The organism is Streptomyces sp. BE303 (assembly GCF_036290945.1).
Classification (GTDB): Bacteria; Actinomycetota; Actinomycetes; order Streptomycetales; family Streptomycetaceae; genus Kitasatospora.
In genome coordinates, this window is record NZ_JAQYWZ010000814.1 from 81,409 (window position 1) to 98,376 (window position 16,968).

The 16,968-nt window shown below is 74.6% G+C and carries 13 protein-coding genes; 6 read left to right on the forward strand and 7 right to left on the reverse strand.

Going from position 1 to position 16,968, the window contains the following annotated elements:
- Together PUR56_RS27465 and PUR56_RS27470 are read left to right on the forward strand one after the other, a co-directional pair.
- Nucleotides 1-654 (forward strand): GTP-binding protein, encoded by a 654-nt coding sequence (locus PUR56_RS27465; RefSeq protein ID WP_329878286.1) that lies wholly within the window; start codon nt 1-3, stop codon nt 652-654.
- Between the two features lie 85 nt (nt 655-739).
- The gene (locus PUR56_RS27470) at nt 740-1,873 is read left to right on the forward strand and encodes an FAD-dependent monooxygenase (RefSeq protein ID WP_329950880.1); all 1,134 of its coding nucleotides are present in this window, start codon (nt 740-742) and stop codon (nt 1,871-1,873) included.
- A gap of 75 nt (nt 1,874-1,948) precedes the next feature.
- On the opposite strand, the gene PUR56_RS27475 is transcribed toward PUR56_RS27470, so the two are convergent.
- The 3 genes from PUR56_RS27475 to PUR56_RS27485 form a co-directional block, all read right to left on the reverse strand.
- Entirely contained in the window at nt 1,949-2,773 is an 825-nt protein-coding gene (locus tag PUR56_RS27475; protein ID WP_329950881.1) for a serine hydrolase, read from the reverse strand.
- A 365-nt stretch (nt 2,774-3,138) separates the two neighbouring features.
- Nucleotides 3,139-4,041, reverse strand: a complete 903-nt coding sequence (locus PUR56_RS27480; RefSeq protein WP_329950882.1) for a leucyl/phenylalanyl-tRNA--protein transferase — start codon at nt 4,039-4,041, stop codon at nt 3,139-3,141.
- Nucleotides 4,038-7,826 (reverse strand): thioester reductase domain-containing protein, encoded by a 3,789-nt coding sequence (locus PUR56_RS27485; protein ID WP_329950883.1) that lies wholly within the window; start codon nt 7,824-7,826, stop codon nt 4,038-4,040. The genes PUR56_RS27480 and PUR56_RS27485 overlap by 4 nt, the downstream gene beginning before the upstream one ends.
- Before the next feature lie 193 nt (nt 7,827-8,019).
- Between PUR56_RS27485 and PUR56_RS27490 the strand changes: the two genes are divergently transcribed.
- Nucleotides 8,020-11,205, forward strand: coding sequence for a putative bifunctional diguanylate cyclase/phosphodiesterase (locus PUR56_RS27490; RefSeq protein ID WP_329950884.1), 3,186 nt, complete (start codon nt 8,020-8,022; stop codon nt 11,203-11,205).
- Between the two features lie 100 nt (nt 11,206-11,305).
- Here the strand turns inward: PUR56_RS27490 and PUR56_RS27495 are convergent, their stop codons facing one another.
- Nucleotides 11,306-13,090, reverse strand: a complete 1,785-nt coding sequence (locus PUR56_RS27495; protein WP_329950885.1) for an immunity 49 family protein — start codon at nt 13,088-13,090, stop codon at nt 11,306-11,308.
- Between the two features lie 120 nt (nt 13,091-13,210).
- Complete coding sequence (locus PUR56_RS27500) at nt 13,211-13,852, reverse strand: TetR/AcrR family transcriptional regulator (protein ID WP_329950886.1); 642 nt, start codon at nt 13,850-13,852, stop codon at nt 13,211-13,213.
- 127 nt (nt 13,853-13,979) lie between these two features.
- On the opposite strand from PUR56_RS27500, the gene PUR56_RS27505 reads away from it, so the two are divergent.
- From PUR56_RS27505 to PUR56_RS27515, 3 genes are read left to right on the forward strand one after another with little or no spacing between them, the layout of a single operon-like run.
- Nucleotides 13,980-15,017, forward strand: coding sequence for an aldo/keto reductase (locus PUR56_RS27505; protein WP_329950887.1), 1,038 nt, complete (start codon nt 13,980-13,982; stop codon nt 15,015-15,017).
- A 57-nt stretch (nt 15,018-15,074) separates the two neighbouring features.
- A complete protein-coding gene (locus PUR56_RS27510; protein ID WP_329950888.1) occupies nt 15,075-15,590 on the forward strand; it encodes a GNAT family N-acetyltransferase in 516 nt (171 codons plus the stop codon).
- Nucleotides 15,587-15,922: a hypothetical protein gene (locus tag PUR56_RS27515; RefSeq protein WP_329950889.1), complete on the forward strand. Its 336-nt coding sequence runs from the start codon at nt 15,587-15,589 to the stop codon at nt 15,920-15,922. Before PUR56_RS27510 ends, PUR56_RS27515 begins: the two co-directional genes overlap by 4 nt.
- Before the next feature lie 195 nt (nt 15,923-16,117).
- Here PUR56_RS27515 and PUR56_RS27520 read toward each other — a convergent pair whose 3' ends face one another.
- Complete coding sequence (locus PUR56_RS27520) at nt 16,118-16,510, reverse strand: helix-turn-helix domain-containing protein (RefSeq protein ID WP_329950890.1); 393 nt, start codon at nt 16,508-16,510, stop codon at nt 16,118-16,120.
- The gene (locus tag PUR56_RS27525) at nt 16,507-16,881 is read right to left on the reverse strand and encodes a type II toxin-antitoxin system RelE/ParE family toxin (protein WP_329950891.1); all 375 of its coding nucleotides are present in this window, start codon (nt 16,879-16,881) and stop codon (nt 16,507-16,509) included. Before PUR56_RS27525 ends, PUR56_RS27520 begins: the two co-directional genes overlap by 4 nt.
- Between the last annotated feature and the right edge of the window lie 87 nt (nt 16,882-16,968).

Sequence of the window (16,968 nt, forward strand, 5' to 3'; positions counted from 1 at the left end):
ATGGCACCGACCGCACCCCTCCCCTCCCCCGGACCGCACGCAGCGGGGCCGAACCGCCTGGCCGCCGGGGGCCCGGCCTCCCACGGCCCGACGACGGCCCCCGCCGCCGTCAAGATCCTGATCGCCGGCGGCTTCGGCGTCGGCAAGACCACCCTGGTCGGCTCGGTCAGTGAGGTCGCGCCGCTGCGCACCGAGGAGCTGCTGACCCGCGCCAGCGTCGGCGTCGACGACCTGTCGGGCATCGACAGCAAGGAGACCACCACCGTCGCCCTGGACTTCGGCCGGATCACGGTCAATCCGGAGCTGGTGGTCTACCTGTTCGGCACGCCCGGCCAGGAACGGTTCTGGTTCATGTGGAACGACCTGGTGAACGGCGCGCTCGGCGGGATCGTCATCGCCGACACCCGCCGGCTGGACACCAGCTTCGCCTCGATCGACTTCTTCGAGAGCCGGGGCATCCCGTTCGTGGTGGCGATCAACTGCTTCCACGCCCACAACACCCGCGGCCCGGAGGAGATCCGGGCCGCCCTGGACCTGGACCCGCAGGTGCCGATGCTGCTCGGCGACGTGCGGGAGCGGACCTACGGGCGGGACCTGCTGCTGGCCCTGGTCGACCATCTGATGGACCTCTCGACGGCCGCAGCGGTCGGCTGAAACGTTTCTTCGCCCGCCGGCCCCTTCCCCGGCCGCCGGGCTCCCCCCTCCCCTCCCGCTTCCCCTTCCGCTTGGAGAACCCGTCATGACCCCACCCCTGCGCGTACTCGTCCACGGCGGCGGCATCGGCGGCCTGACCGCGGCCGCCGCCCTCGCCCGGCGCGGCCACCGGGTCGACGTCGTCGAGCTGCGCGACGAACTGGAGGCGCTGGGCGTCGGCATCATCCAGCCGTCCAACGCGCTGCACGTGATGCGTGAGATCGGCGTGCTGGAGCAGTGCGTCAAGGCCGGCTTCGAGTGGGAGGTGCTGACCATCTGCGACCCGGCCGGCGTCACCGTCGCGAAGATCCCGCAGCCCCGGATGGGCGACGTGCCCTCCAACAACGGCATTCCGCGGCCGGTCCTGGCCCAGGTGCTCAACGAGGCCGCCACCGCCGCCGGCGCGAGCATCCGGTTCGGCACCACGATCACCGAACTCGTCGACGAGGGCGAGGAGGTGGCGGTCACCCTGTCCGACGGGCAGAGCAGCCGCTACGACCTGGTGGTCGGCTTCGACGGCATCGGCTCGCCGCTGCGCCGGCACCTGTACGGCGAGACCTACGCGCCCGAGTACACCGGCTTCGCCAACTGGCGCGTCACGCTGCCGCGTTCGCCCGAGGTGCAGGGCGTCGTGATGTCCGCCGGCAACCTCAAGGCCAAGGCGCTGCTCACCCCGATCAGCGAGGACCTGATGTACCTGGGCTCGGTGTTCGCCGAGGCCGAGGACTTCCGGCCGGACCCGGAGCTGGCCCACGAGCAGCTGCGCGAGCGGCTGGCCGGCTTCGGCGGCCCGATCGCCGAGGCGCTGGCGCAGGTCGTCGACCCGGCGACCGTGGTGTACACCCGGATCTCCCAGGTGACGGTCGAGGAGCCGTGGCACGTCGGCCGGGTGGTGCTGGCCGGCGACGCCGCGCACGCCTCCACCCCGCACCTGGCCCAGGGCGCGGCGATGGCCGTCGAGGACGCGCTGGTGCTCGCCCAGAGCCTGGACGCCGCCGAGACCGTGCCCGCCTCGCTGGCCGCCTGGGAGGAGCGCCGCCGGCCGCGCGCGATGTGGGTGCAGGCGCTGTCCCGGGCCATCCTCAAGCAGGAGACCGGCACGCCGACCACTGCGGAGGAGGACGAGCTGCTGAAGGTCGGCATCCCGGGCGCCGCGCACGTCCTCGTCCAGCCGTACTGAGCGTTCCCCCGGTTGTGACCGGCCCGGGCCCGGCGCGGACGTGTGTCCGCACCGGGCCCGGGCCGGAGCCGTGGGTCAACGCGACGGCGGTCCCGGGCGGGCCGCCGGGGCCGTGCCGGTCGCACCGGCCGGGCCGGTCGGCGTCCGGGTGACGGCGTGCCGGCGCCGCCAGACCTCGGCCGAGATCCGGGCCACCAGCCGGGCCGCCGGGTCCGCCTCCGCCTCGTCCGCCCCGGAGGCCAGCGGACCGGTGTAGCAGACGGCCAGCAGGTACGGCGGGCAGTCGTCCGGGTGGACGAGGCCGACGCTGTGCCGCACCCCGGGGAACCAGCCGTTCTTGAACGCCACCCGGGTGCCCGGCGGCAGCCCGGCCGCGAGGTCGACCCGGAACGCGTTGCGTTCGAGCAGGGCCAGCAGCTCCGGTTCGCCGTCGAGGGACTGGAGGAGGCGGACCAGGTCGCGGGCGGTCACCCGGTTGTGCAGGCCCGCGTCGCGCGCCCGGTGGTCCTCGATGCCGCGCGGGCTGGAGCTGTGCGTCGCGCCCGCGCGCCGCCAGGCTCCGGCGACGGCGGCGTGGCCGGTCCGGGCGAGACAGAGGTTGGTGGCGAGGTTCGAGGAGTGGGTGATCATCCGCTCGGCGAGCAGCCGGAGCGGCGCCGTCCGGCCGAGCAGGCTCCAGGGGACGGGATCGCTGTCCCAGTCCGGATCGTTGCCGAACTCGCCGCCGGCGGCCGAGGCGAAGGCGTTCACGACCGGGACGCGGGCGTCCAGGTCCACCCCGCTGCGGTGGAGCGCGGCCAGGACGGCCACCTTCATCGTGCTCGCCGCGTCGTGCGGCTCGTCCCCGGCCCGGGCGAACACCGGGTCACCGCCCCAGGGGGCCACCACGACAGACAGCATGGTCGCTTCCGTTCCCGACCGCGGTGGCGTCGAAACCGGCGGCACCGCGGGGCGGCGGCACGACGGGGCCGCCCTCCCGGAGGCCCTGCCGGCGTCCCCACCGGCGTCCCGGGCGGCCGCAGAACGCGGCGGCTGCCCGGGACGGCGTCACGTCCAGCCCTGCGACTGCGTGAGCAGGTGGCGGTGCAGATGGGCGAGTCGGGCGTCGGCCAGCGTGCCGGCGCGGGTGGCGAGGTTGCCCGTACGGGCGTCCGTTCTCTATCACCGGCTGGACCGGGTCGGCGCGCAGGTCGAGCTGGTCGATCCGGGCCGCCAGCCGGCCTTCCTGGACGCGTGGCACCCCGGCGGCCCGCCGATGCCCGCCGTCAACGAGGAGAGGACCCTGCGGACCCGGCGGACCCGGCAGGGCCTGCGGGCCGGGCCGGTCCGGCCCGGTGGCCGCCGCCGTGGCGGGGCCGCCGGGGGGTCAGCCGGGCCGCCGGGTGGGCCGCGGTGTCGAGGGGCCCCGTCCGCGCCGGGTGGGCGAGTTCGGCGAGGTAGTGGGCGCGGGGGGCCGGGGCGGCCCCGAGGGTGCGGACGTGCGGGGAGTCCCACTGCGCGTCGAGCAGCCGGCCGCCGGCGTCGGCGAAGCGGGTGGCGAGGTCGGCGACGGCGACGCGCGCGGCGTCGGGGCGGCGGTGGAACATCGAGTCGAGGCTGAGCACGGAACCGGTGACGATGCCGAAGACGCCGCCGACCAGCTCCTCCCCCTCCCAGACCTCGGCGCTGTGGGCCGCACCGAGCCGGTGCAGCCGGACCAACGCCTCCTGCAACCCGGCCGTGAGCCAAGGGGGTTCGCGCCCCTCCGCACAGGCGGCGAGGACCTCCTCGAAGGCCCGGTCGGCGCTGGTCCACCAGCCGAGGCGGTTGCGGAGCAACCGGGAGAGCTTGCGCCCGACGCGGACCTGCTCCGGGGCGATCACCGGGCGCGGGTCGGGCGACCACCAGCCGAGCGCGTACGGGTCCCGGTGGTCCGGTCCCGGCAGCAGGACGACGTCCCCCGCCGCCACCGCGTCCTCGTACCGGGCCTCGTTGAAGGCGCTCGCGTAGTCGTCGGCGGCGGGCAGCGGGAACAGCCCGCGCCGGTACGCCGCCAGCAGCACGTCCGGCTCCAGCGTGCCGCCGAACGCCGCAGGCCCGTCGGCGGGCGCCCGCGCGACGTCCACGGCGTCGAACAGGCCCGCCGCCGAGGGGGGTTCGGTCGCCCGCCCGCCGTCCGGCGCCGTCACCTCATCGCTCCCAGCGGCGGGACGAGGAAGCCCTCGGCGGTCAGCTGCGTCAGGTAGAGGTCCAGCAGTTCGCCGTCCACGGCGGGCAGTTGGATGCCGCTTCCGGCGAGGGCGTGGTCGGTGTTGGCCCGGTCGAAGAGCGGGAACGTCGGGCGGAAGTACATCTCGCTGATGGAGAGTTCGGTGCCCGGCGCGCGGTCGACGAAGAGCGGCACGAACGGGGTCACCGGGTGGGTGGGGTGGCCGGCGGCGAACCGGATCAGCCCCTGGACCCACTCGCCGTAGGGCACCTCGTCCACCGGGTAGCCGCGCGCGCGGAGCCGGTCGGCGAGGTCGGCGAGGGCCGCGGGCCGCGGTGACGTGATGTGGTAGACCTCGCCGTTGGCGGGGGCGTGGGCGACGATGTGGGCGACGGCGCGGCTGAACCGGTCGGCGGGGACGAAGTCGAGCGGCAGCCGGACGTCCGGGTAACTCCCGCTCTCCGCCATGTACTTGATCAGCGCGCAGAGTTCGGTGCCGGTGTTCATCACACCTCCGGCGAGGTCCCCGGTGACGTCGTTGGTGCGCATCACCGTGACCGGCAGCCCGGCCGCCGCCGCGTTGTGCAGCAGCTGCTCGGCCACCCACTTGCTCTCCACGTAGCCGACGGCGAGCTTCTCGGGGTGGGCGAGCGGAGTCCGTTCGGTCACCTCGCGGACGCCGGCCGCGCCGAACCCGGCGAGCACCGCGAGGGTGGAGAGGTAGTGCACGGGTATGCCGCGCGAGTGCCCGGCGAGCCGGACCACCTCGCGGGTGCCGCCGACGTTGGGGCCGCGCAGCTGCTGGTACGGGTAGATGAAGTTGACCTGGCCGCCGAGGTGGTGGATGGCGTCGAGGCTGTCCGCCAGCTCCTCGAACCGGTGCTGGGTCAGACCGAGCAGCGGCTCGGCGAGGTCGCCGACCAGCGGGACCACCCGGCGGTCGGCCAGGTCGTGCCGGAGGAACCGCTGCTGGGCCGCTCGGATGCGTTCCAGCGCGTGTTCCTCGTCCGGGGCCCGGACGAGGCAGTGGATGCGGGCCGCGGTGGTGTGCAGCAGCGTGTCGAGCAGGTGGGCGCCGCAGAAGCCGGTGGCGCCGGTGAGCAGGATCTCGGTGGGTTCGGCGCGGGAGGGCGCGGGGTGCCAGGACTGCCGGACGGGGGTGCTGAGCCGGGCCTCGGCGGTCCAGTCGACGGCGGCGCGGCCGGGAGCGGGCGCGCCGCCGGGGGCGTCCTCGCCCGCGCGGGCGGCCCGGGTGGCCGCGGCGAAGGCGCGCAGGGTGGCGTCCCGGAGCAGCGAGCGGGTGAGCCCGCGGATCCGGGTGACGTCGATGCCGAACATGATCCGGGCCCGGGCGAGCATCTCCATGGCGAGCAGGGAGTTGCCGCCGAGGTCGAAGAAGTCGTCGTCGGGGCCGACCTGTTCGACGTCGAGGAGCTCGGACCAGAGGTGGCCGACGCCGACGTCGACGGCGTCGCCGGTACCGGTCCCGCTGCTCCCGTTGCCGCCGCCGCTGTCACCACCGCCGCTGCCGCCGCTCGCACCGCCCGCGCCGGGGCCGCTGCCGTTCCCGTTCCCGGCGGAGGCGCGCAGGCCGTCCGCGGCGCCGTCCGCCCCCTCGCCGTCCCGGCGCTGCAACTGCGGCCGGGTGTGCGGCAGTCGGCGCCGGTCGATCTTGCCCGCCGGGGTGAGGGGCATGGAGTCGAGCAGGACGAACTCGGCGGGGACCATGAAGTCGGGGAGCCGCGCGGCCAGGAAGGCGCGGATCTCCCGGCGCCGGGCCCGGGCGCCGGACGCGCCCCGGTCGCCGAGCGTGTAGTAGGCGGTGAGGACGTGGGCGCCGTCGTCGCCGTCGTCGGCGGCGACCCGGGCCTGTCGGACGTCCGGGTGGGAGGCCAGGACGGACTCGATCTCGGCGGGGTCGACGCGGTAGCCGCGGACCTTCACCTGGTCGTCGAAGCGGCCGAGGATCTCCAGCAGGCCGTCGGCCCGCCAGCGGCCCGCGTCACCGGTCCGGTACATCCGGTCGCCGGGGGCGGCCGCGTAGGGGTCGGGCAGGAAGGCCTCGGCGGTGAGCGCGGGCGACTTCCAGTAGCCGCGGGCGAGACCGGGACCGCCGAGGTAGATCTGGCCCTTCTCGCCGGGCCGGACCGGGCTGAGCCGGGCGTCCAGGACGTGCACCCGCACACCGGGCAGCGGTCTGCCGATCGGCACGGGCGCGTCGATGCCGCCGGGGTGCCGGTCGGAGGCGGAGCGCCGGTCGCCGGCGCGGTGCCGGTCCGGGGCGGGGTGGCCGTCCGGGGAAGACTGACCGTCCGGGGAGGGGTGGCCGTCCGGGGAGGGATGGCCGGCTCCCGGCGGGTGGAGGACGGACCCGTGGGTGCCGGCGGCCAGCACCTCGGGCGTGATCTCACAGAGGGTGGAGGTGACGGCCGCCTCGGTCACGCCGTAGGCGTTGACCAGCCGGACCCCGGGCAGCCGGTCCAGGCAGGTCCGGCAGTCGTCGGCGTGCACGGTGTCGCCGCCGACGACGATCAGCCGCAGCCCGTCGGGGGCGGGCCCGCCCTCGGGGAGCAGCGCGACCACGTGGTGCCAGTACGCGGGGGTGAGGTCGGCGACGGTGAGGCCCAGTTCGCTCATCCGGTGGACGAGTTCGGTGGGCGCCCAGGTGCGGGCGCCGCCGAGGACGAGGGTGGAGCCCGCGGTGAGGGCGGCGAAGACCTGTTCCAACGAGGTGTCGAAGCCCAGGGCGGCGAGCTGCAGCACGCGGTCCCGGGGGGTGAGTCCGTAGGCGCGGACGACCCGGTCCAGGGTGAAGACCAGGGAACGGTGGGTGACCGGGACGCCCTTGGGGGTTCCGGTGGTACCGGAGGTGTAGATCAGGTAGGCGAGGTCCCCGGGGGCGGCTGGGTCCTCGGGCGGGGCCGGGTCCTCGGGCGGGGCCGGGTCGCCGGACGCGGCGCCGGCCGGTGCGACGGCGCCCGCCGGTGCGGTGGCGTCGGCCGGTGCGGTGGCGTCGGCCCCGAGCACCTGCACCCCGGGGAAGGTCCGCCCCTCCTCCGCGACGACCACGTCCGCCCCGCAGTCCTCGACCAGCCCGGTCAACCGCCGCTCGGGGTGGACCGGGTCCAGCGGCAGGAAGGCGCCGCCGGCCTTGAGGACGCCGAGCCAGGCCGTCACCAGGTCCGCGCCGCGTTCCAGGCAGACCGGGACGACCCGCTCCGCCCGTACGCCCCGGGCGCGCAGGGCGGCGGCGAGCCGGTCACTGCGGCGGTCGAGCTCACGGTAGGTGAGCGCGTCGCCGTCGTCGGTGAGGACGGCGAGGGCGTCGGGGGCGTGCGCGGCACGGGCCCGGAACATGCCGTGCACGGTTCCGGTGGATCCGGCGCGGCCCGGCGTGCGGGCCGCGGCCGGCCCGTCCGGATCCGCGCACTCCGACCCGGCGTGGGCCGGTCTCGCGCCGTCGGGTCCGGCGTGGGCCGCGCCGTGGCCGACCGGGCCGAGCCCGGCCGGGTGCCACTCGCGGTCCACGTAGTCGCGGCACTCGTCGCGCCGCGCGGGCCCGAACACGGTGCGCCATCCACTGGGTACCGTGAAGTCACCGGGCCAGATCGTATACTGACCGTCTTGATTGCAGAGCACGGCGTGACGCCCGGAGTTCGCCTCCGAACGCGCGCCCCGCGCGCTGTCTGCTGCATCATCCACCGGCTTGACCTCATGCTGTGGCGGCAGAATGCTGGGAGGTGCGACATTTCCGACTATACGCACTCACGGCTCATTTCAAACGTCCGACCGAACGCCGCTCGGACGCTCGTGAGCCCCTGCCCGAAAGGCCCCGAGACCCGCCGGACCCTCCGCCCGTCACCACGGGTGAACCGCTCACGGGCGGCCCGACCGCCCCGTCCTCGCCCGAACTCGCCCGCCCGACAGGCGGGGTGATGTCGTGGAGGAGGTAGCCTCGTTGACTCGTCGGCGACAACGCCTGATGGCCTGTTACCTGGTCTGGATGGTGCTGTTCACGGCCATCTACTACACCAACCCCTCGCAGCGGATCATCTGGTGGACGGGCATCGGCCTGGGCGGCGTCGCCGCCATCGTGGTCGGCGTCCGTCTCAACCGCCCGTCCCACGCGCTGTTCTGGTACCTGCTGGCACTCGCCAACCTCAGCTTCACGGCGGGCGAGGTCGTCCAGGTCATCCAGATGCAGTTCCTGCACCTCGGCAGCCCGTTCCCCTCCGTCGCCGACGGCTTCTACCTCGCCGAGTACCTGCTCTACGCGGCCGGCGTCCTGGGCTTCATCCGCTGGCGTACGGCACATCAGGACCGGGCCAGCCTGCTGGACGCGCTCATCCTCACCATGGGCCTGGCCCTGCTCGCCTGGATCTACCTGATCCTGCCGTACACCCGGAACCCCGACCTCGGCTGGTTCCAGAAGGCCGTCGCCATCGCCTACCCGCTCGGCGACGTGGTCGTCCTCGCGCTGCTGCTGCGGCTGGTGGTGCCGCGCGGCGGGTTCAGCCGCTCGCTCCAGCTGCTCGCCATCGGCACCGTCGGCCTGTTGGCCGCCGACGTCGCCTACGGCCTGATCCTGCTGCACGGCGAGTGGCACATCGGCACCCCCGTCGACCTCGGCTGGGCGGCCTTCTACACCGCCTGGGGCGCGGCCGCGCTGCACCCGTCCATGGTCGAACTGACCAGACCCATCCCCAGCCAGCAGCCCGACCTCAGCCCCGGCCGGCTCGCCCTGCTCACCCTCGCCTCCCTGATCGCGCCGACCATCCTGATCGTCGAGTCGGTCCTCGGAAACACCAGCAACGCCGGGGTGATCGGCGCCTTCTCCGCCGTCCTCTACCTGCTCGTGCTGGCCCGGCTGGCCGTGGTGGTCCGCGCCCGCAGGCAGGCCGTCGCGCGGGAACGCGCCCTGCGCGAGGCCGGATCCTCGCTCACCGCGGCGGTCACCGTCGAGGAGGTCGCCGACGCCGTCCAGGCCGCCGCCTCGACCCTGATGCCCACGGAGGACGGTCACGTCGCGCTGCTCGCCGTCACCGAGGGCGGCATGCTGCACGTCCGACACGCCCAACGCGGCTCCGGCCACCACCCGATCCGGGGCGGCGACTCCGACGAGGTGCTCGCGCTGGCCGCCTACCGGGAGACCAGACTGCTGCCCGTCGAGGCCGTCGGCGCCGGCCTCTCCGGCCGCCTCGACGGCATGCCCAACGCCCTGCTCTGCCCGCTCACCCTCGCCGAGCGCCCCTCCGGGGACCCGCTGATCGGCGCGCTCATCGTCACCGGCACCGAGCAGGAACTGACCAGCCTGTGGGGTTCGCTGGAGATCCTGGCCGCCCAGGCCGCCCTCGCCGTCGAGCGCGTCACGCTGAGCCAGGAGATCACCCGCCGCAACAGCGAGGCCTACTTCCGCACACTGGTGCAGAGCGCCAGCGACGTCATCCTGATCCTCAACGCCGACGACTCCGTCCGCTACGCCTCGTCCTCCTCCGCCGAGAGGGTCCTCGGCTATCCCGACCTCAACGGCACCCTGATCACCGAGCTCGTCCCGCCCGAGGACAGCCGGGCCGTCGGCGGCGCGCTGGCCCGGATGCGCGGCCCGGACGGCGCCGGCAGCCGGTCCGGCGGCGACACGCAGCGTGAGCACTGGCGTCTGCTGCGCTCCGACCGCACCCTGATCGAGGCCGAGGTCCGCTGCAACGACCTGCGCGACGACCCGACCGTCGGCGGCCTGGTGCTCACCCTGCGCGACGTCACCGACCAGCGGCAGATGGAGCGCGAACTCACCCACCGCGCCTTCCACGACTCGCTCACCGGCCTGGCCAACCGCGTCCTCTTCCTGGACCGGGTCGGCCACGCGCTCTCCCGCGGCGAACGCAGCGGCGCCGTCACCGGCGTGCTCTTCATCGACCTGGACGACTTCAAGATGGTCAACGACACCCAGGGGCACGCGGTCGGCGACGAGCTGCTGGTCGCCGTCTCGCTGCGGGTCTCCACCGCGCTGCGCACCTCCGACACGGCGGCCCGGCTGGGCGGCGACGAGTTCGCGGTGCTGGTCGAGGACGCGGTGCGGCCGGCCGACGTGGGCGGGATCGCGGACACCGTGCTGGCCGCCTTCTCGGAGCCGTTCAAGCTGAGCGCGGGCGCGGTCCGGGTGACGGCCAGTATCGGCGTGGCGACGACGGAGGACAGCGTGGACACCACCGAGCTGCTCAGCCACGCCGACCTGGCGCTGTACTCGGCGAAGGCGGCCGGCAAGCGGCAGTGGTGCCCGTACCAGCCCGCGTTGCAGGCCGGGATGGTGGAGCGGCACGAGCTGAACGAGAACCTGGACACCGCGATCGCCGAGTCCGCGTTCCGGCTGTACTACCAGCCGATCGTCGACCTGGCGACCGGTGACCTCGTCGCCTTCGAGGCGCTCGTGCGGTGGCCGCACGACCGGCGCGGCATGGTCCTGCCCGACGAGTTCATCGCCCTCGCCGAGGAGAGCGGCCAGATCGTGCCGCTCGGAGCCTGGGTCCTGGAACGCGCCGCCCAGGAGGCCGCCGTCTGGCACCGGCAGAGCACCGCCGTGCGCGCCGCCGCGGGCCGGCCGCCGCTGCGGGTCAACGTCAACGTCTCCGCCCGGCAGTTCCGCGACGCCGGCTTCGTCGACGTGGTGCGCGGCGCCGTCCGGGCCTCCGGCATCCCGGCCGAGTCGCTGGTGCTGGAGCTGACCGAATCCGTGCTGATGCGCCGGGACGGGCGCGTCCACACCGACATGCGGACCCTGGCGGACCTGGGCGTCGGCATCGCCATCGACGACTTCGGCACCGGGTACTCGTCCCTGTCGTACCTGCGGGAGTTCCCGATCTCGATCCTCAAGATCGACAAGTCCTTCATCGACGGCCTCGGCCACTCCCCGCAGCAGTACGCGCTGGTCGAGGGCATCACCCGGATCGCCGACACCCTCGACGTCCAGGTCATCGCCGAGGGCATCGAGAACCCCGAGCAGCGCGACCTCCTCGCCGGGATGGGCTGCCCGCTCGGCCAGGGCTACCTCTTCGCCCACCCGCTCACCCCGGACCAGGCCCGCACCTTCATCGCCGAGTGGACGGCCGCCCCCGACGGACGGCCGGACAGCCGCCCGGCCCCGGCGTAGGCGGGTCCCGCCGCCGTTCCCGTTCCCGGCCCGGCAGTGGGCCAGGAACGGGAACGGGAAGGAGAAGGGGGAGGGAAACAGGAAGGGGGCCGGAAGCGGATCAGGCGGGCCGGAAGGGCTCGGCCGTCGCGAGCAGCCGCTTCGGGAGGTACGGGGAGTCGACCCGGATCCGCCAGCCCCGGCGGCGGGCGTGGCACGCCAGACCCAGGACGGCGAGGTCGACCGCCGAGTCGCTGCTGTCCGCGCGATCCGCGACCCGGTAGTAGTCCCGGTGCACCTCCAGGGCGTCCACCAGGGCCAGGTTGAAGCTCTCCTCGTCCCCCTCGACCAGCTGCGAGAAGAGGACGACGGGCGGAGGGAAGAAGCCCCAGTCCTTCCCCTGCTCGACCTCCGCCAGGGCCCGTTCCGTCGCCGGTACGGGGTCCTCGCCCCGGAGGTAGTCGTGCAGGGCCTCCGGGTAGGAGGCGAACGCCGACCGGGGCGCACCGTCCCGGAGCGCGACGGCGGGACCGGCGTGGACCAGCGGGGCGAGATCCTCGCGCGCGCCGGAGACCAGGGCGAGGGAGACGGCCTTGCACCAGCCCCAGGGGCCCGCCTCGTCCCTGTCCAGGGTGGCGGGGTAGCGCAGCGTCCGGCCGTCGATCGCCACCTCCACCTCGGTGCCCGGCGCGGCGAGGGCGGTCCGGAACACCGTCGCCGCCATGCGGGAGGCCCGGCGCAGCCTGGCGATCTCGCCTTCCCCGACGTCGTCGGCCTGCGAGGCGCGGGCCTTGAAGAACATCTCCTCGTAGCGGGCCACGCCCGCCAGCCGCCAGACGGCGAGCGGCTTCCCGTCGACCGGGGTGAACGCCTCCTCGGCCTCCCGGGCGAGGAACGCCGCGCCGTCCGGGTGGACGGCCTGCGGCTCCCCCGGCCGCTCGACCCGCACCGGCCCGGCGGCCAGGGCGGCGACCGCGTCCGGGCGGCGGTCCCGGCCGAAGGGCCCGACCCGCGGGCCGGGCGTCTCGAACCCGGTGACCAGGGTGCGCGGGAGGTAGTCGGTGTCGACCGCCGGCCACCAGCCCGGGCCCCGGTACGCGAGCGCGGCCAGGGCGAGCGGTACCAGCGGGAGGAGGCTGCCCGGCCGGGCGTGGACGGGGTTCGTCCGGCTCTGCCGGAGCAGCAGCCCGGTCAACCCGGCGTCGAACGCCGCCCGGTCCCCGACGACCAGGGCGCGCAGCGTGACCAGGCCGGCGGCGTGCGGCCGGTCGAGCAGGTCCTCGCCGCTCGCCTCCCCGCGCCCGCGGACGCGTTCCAGCGCCGCGTCGACGGCGGCGAGCCGCTCCTGCGGGCTCGGCGGGTAGGACGCGTCCTCGTCGTCCAGGACGCCGATGGCCTGGGCCAGGAGTCCGGTGGCGAGCTCGACGACGGGGTCACCGGCCGAGCCCGCGTCGAACTTCCGCCGGGCGAAGCAGAACGCCTCCCCGTGGTGGTGGACCCGGTCCGAGAGGATCGCGAGGCAGAACGCGTCGAGCCACTCGTACGGGGCGACCCCGCTCGCACCGTCGTCGTCCTCGCCGGGTTCGTAGCTGATCCCGAAGTTCACGTAGTCGAGGAAGACCTGGAAGTCGACGTGCGGGAAGTACGCGGCGAACGCGACGGCTCCGGCGGCGGACTCGGTGGCGTCCTTCAGGACGGCCCTGGCCTCCGGGGTGTCCAGGGCGGGCCGCTCGGCCGAGAGGGCGCCCAGGTACTCGACGAACTCGTCCGCGAGGTACGTCCATTCCCGGGAGGCCATCCGGCCGGCCCGCGACATGGAGCGGACCTCCCCTCCGATCCGGTTGGTGAAGTCCTCACGTGTCGTCGAAAGCAACGCCTCGCCCACCTGGTGACGCTCTATCCGCACAGCCCCGCTCCTTGCTCCTGACCTGCACGTCAGCCTACGGGCGCGGTCGGTCACCGCCTCGCGCGGGTCGGACCGCCCGGGTACCGCCCCTCCGGAGGGGCGCGGGGCGGCCGACGGGCGCTACGCCCGGCGGTAGGCGCCCGCGCGGGCGGCGGCCTCGGCGGCGTCGGCGGCGCGGTCGGCGGCGGCCTCGTCCAGCGGGTCGCCGGTGGTCAGCATCCGGTAGTAGAGCGGGGCGGAGACGGCCCGGACCACCTCGAACGGGTCGGTGTCGGGCGGCAGTTCGCCGCGCTCGACCGCGTCGGCCACGCACGGCGCCCACTCGGCGACCCGGACCAGGTAGAAGCGGTGCAGGGCCTCGGCCACCGCCTCGTCACAGGTCGCCGCCACCAGGACGGCGCGGAACAGCGCGCCCTGGCGCGGGTCGGCGAGGGTGCGCGCGACGAGCCGGGCGTTGGCGCGGAGGTCGTCGCGGAGCGAGCCGGTGCGCGCGCGGGGCAGGGACTGCTCGGCCATGTCCGCGAGCAGGTCGGCCATCAGTGCGCCGGTGGAGCCCCAGCGGCGGTAGACCGTGGTCCGGCCGACCTCGGCCCGGCGGGCGAGGTCGCCGAGGTCGAGTCCGGCGAAGCCGACCTCGACGAGGGCGTCCTCGGCGGCCCGCAGGACGGCGGCCCGGACGCGGGCGGTGCGACCGCCGGGGCGCTGGGCGCCGGGGGCGGTGCCGGGGGCGGGGGCGTCGGGAGTGGCGTTCTCCGGAGTCATTAACAGGATTCCTGTTCCGTTAGTGGTGGACGCGGTGCTAGGGTCAGGACATCTTAACGGAACAAGAGTCCCGTTAACGGAGGGCGTGCAGTGCAGTCGCCCACCGGGACGGGGAGGGAGCACAGTCATGGAGTACCGCCAGCTCGGAGCGTCCGGCCTCAAGGTCCCCGCACTCTCGCTCGGCACCGGCACCTTCGGCGGCAGCGGCCCGCTGTTCGGCGCCTGGGGCACCACCGACGTCCAGGAGGCCCGCCGCCTGCTCGACATCGCGATCGACGCCGGCGTCACCCTGTTCGACACCGCCGACGTCTACTCGGACGGCGCCTCGGAGGAGGTGCTCGGCCAGGCGGTCAAGGGCCGTCGCGACCAGGTGCTGATCTCCACCAAGGCCGGCCTGCCCACCGGCGACGGCCCCAACGACGCCGGCACCTCGCGCGCCCGCCTGATCACCTCCGTCGACGCCGCCCTGCGCCGCCTCGGCACCGACTACCTCGACCTCTTCCAGCTGCACGCCTTCGACGCCGCCACCCCGGTCGAGGAGGTGCTCGCCACCCTGGACGACCTGGTCCGCGCCGGGAAGATCCGCTACACCGGCGTCTCCAACTTCTCCGGCTGGCAGCTGATGAAGTCGCTCGCCGCCGCCGACGCGCACGGCCGCCCCCGCTACGCCGCCCACCAGGTCTACTACTCGCTGGTCGGTCGCGACTACGAGTGGGAGCTGATGCCGCTCGGCCACGACCAGGGCGTCGGCGCCCTGGTGTGGAGCCCGCTCGGCTGGGGCCGGCTCACCGGGAAGATCCGCCGGGGCACCCCGATCCCGGCCGGCAGCCGCCTGCACGACACCGCCGACTACGGCCCGCCGGTGGAGGACGAGCTGCTCCACGACGTCGTCGACGCGCTCGACTCCGTCGCGAAGGAGACCGGCCGCACCGTCCCCCAGGTGGCGATCAACTGGCTGCTGCGCCGCCCGACCGTCTCCTCGGTCATCATCGGGGCCCGCAACGAGGAGCAGCTGCGGCAGAACCTCGGCGCCGTCGGCTGGGAGCTGACGGTCGAGCAGATCGCCCGCCTGGACGCGACCAGCGGCCGCACCGCCCCGTACCCCTACTTCCCGTACCGCCGCCAGGAGGGCTTCGCCCGCCTGAACCCGCCCCTGGCGGGGTGACGGGGCATCCTCAAAACCGATTGCGGCAACGGCTGCGGGCACGGCAGAGTCGCCGACATGATCGAACTGCGTGCACTGACCTCCGACGACTGGCGGCTCTGGCGCGGACTGCGCCTCGCCGCCCTGGGCGAAGCGCCCTACGCCTTCGGCTCCACCCTGGCCGACTGGCAGGGCGAGGGCGACCGAGAGGAGCGCTGGCGCTCACGCCTGGAGATCCCCGGCGCCGTCGATCTGGTGGCGTTCGTCGACGGCGAGCCCGCCGGGATGGCGAGCGGCGTCCCGGGCGAGGACGCGGAGGGCAAGCCGGACCGGGCGAGCACCGAGCTGATCTCGATGTGGGTCGGCCCGGCGGCACGCGGCCGGGGAGTCGGCGAGCGGCTGATCGGCGAGATCGAGCTCTGGGCGGCGACACGGGGGTGCGCCGCCCTGAAGCTCGCCGTGATGCCCGACAACGAGCGGGCGATCGCCCTGTACGAGCGCGCCGGCTTCACCAGGACCGGCGAGGAGGGCGACCTCCTGGCGGACGGCGTCCGGCGCGAGCTCGTCCTGGCGAAGCCGGTGAGCGCGGGATGAGCGCGCTCACCCACGGCCGGGCGCACCGGCCGCCGCAGGTCCAGGTCATCGACGTGGACCCGGTGGACGCCGACCACCTCGCCCTCGTCGTGCGCTGCCTGGCGCACACGCGCCTCGGCACGCGGTTCCACTGCACCGACCGGCGGGGGAACGCGGTCGACCTCGCCCTGGTGGAGATCCGGCGGAACCCCACGCTCACGGTCGACGAACTGGAGCCGCCGCACGGCGCCCGTATCCTCCTCGCCGGCGCCGGCGCCGGGGCGCCCACCGGCCCGGACGGCGTCGACGTACGCGCCGGGGACGTCCTCCTCGGGACCTCGTCGGCCGCCTGACCGCCGCACCGGGCCGGCCCCGCGCTACCCGGCCGGGGCCGCCGGGTGGGGGTGGCCGAGGTGGGGGAAGGCGGGGGAGCAGGTCGGTGTGCGGCGGGACGTGGTCCGAGGTGACCTTGCCCCCCGACACCATCGCCAGACGCGCCGAGGTCACGTCATCGGTGAGCGTGCGGCCGTTCGGAGGCACGGTAGAACTCAGGCCGCCGCGCTCCCGCCCGCCGAGGTTCCGCCCGTCGAGGTTCCGCCGCCCGCGCCTCCGGACGGGCTGCCACCGTGCGCCGAGAAGACGAACACGGCGGCGTCACCGTCCAGGTCGATGCTCAGCGCGGCATCCAGTGCCTTCGCCAGCCGGGTGAGCAGCGGGAGGGTCGGCAGGGAATCGCCGCCCTCGACGAGGGAGATCTGCGGTTGCGTCATACCGGCCCGCCGCGCCACTTCCGCCTGAGAGATCCCCAGCTCCGTCCGCCGGTCATAGACGGCCTGCCCCAGTGCGAAGGCGTAACCGGCCTCCACATAGGCCTGGGACTCGTGCACCGGCTCGCCCAGGATCTTCCGGGTTCGGCGGGTCTTCCACTGTGCGTGGTTCACGAGCTCTCCTCCGTGGTCCGGTCGTAGACGTGCGCAGCGGGACCGTGGTCCGCCTCGCACTCCTTCTGCGCCTGCTGAGCGCGCTCGACCTCGGCCGCCTCCCGCTGCCGCGTCTTGCGGAAGACCGTCAGCAGCACGATGCGGCGAGCAGGCGCGAGCCAGTAGGTGATCCGCACAGCGCTGCCGTCCACGCTGAAGCGCAGCTCACGCACTCCGCCACCCAGGTGGCGCGCGTAGGGCTCAGCCAGAGTCGTCGGCCCGTCTGCGAGCATATCGACCGCACGTTCGGCTTTGTCGTAGTGGGCATCCGGGAGGAGCTCCGGCCACTGCCTGACCTCTGGCTCGATCTCGATCTGCCACGGGTTGCCCACCCAAGTGACTATACAGATATCTATATACCCGCACGAGTCTCGCCGGTGCTGCCCGCCCGGCCTCGGGCGGGCAGCACCGGCGGCGCC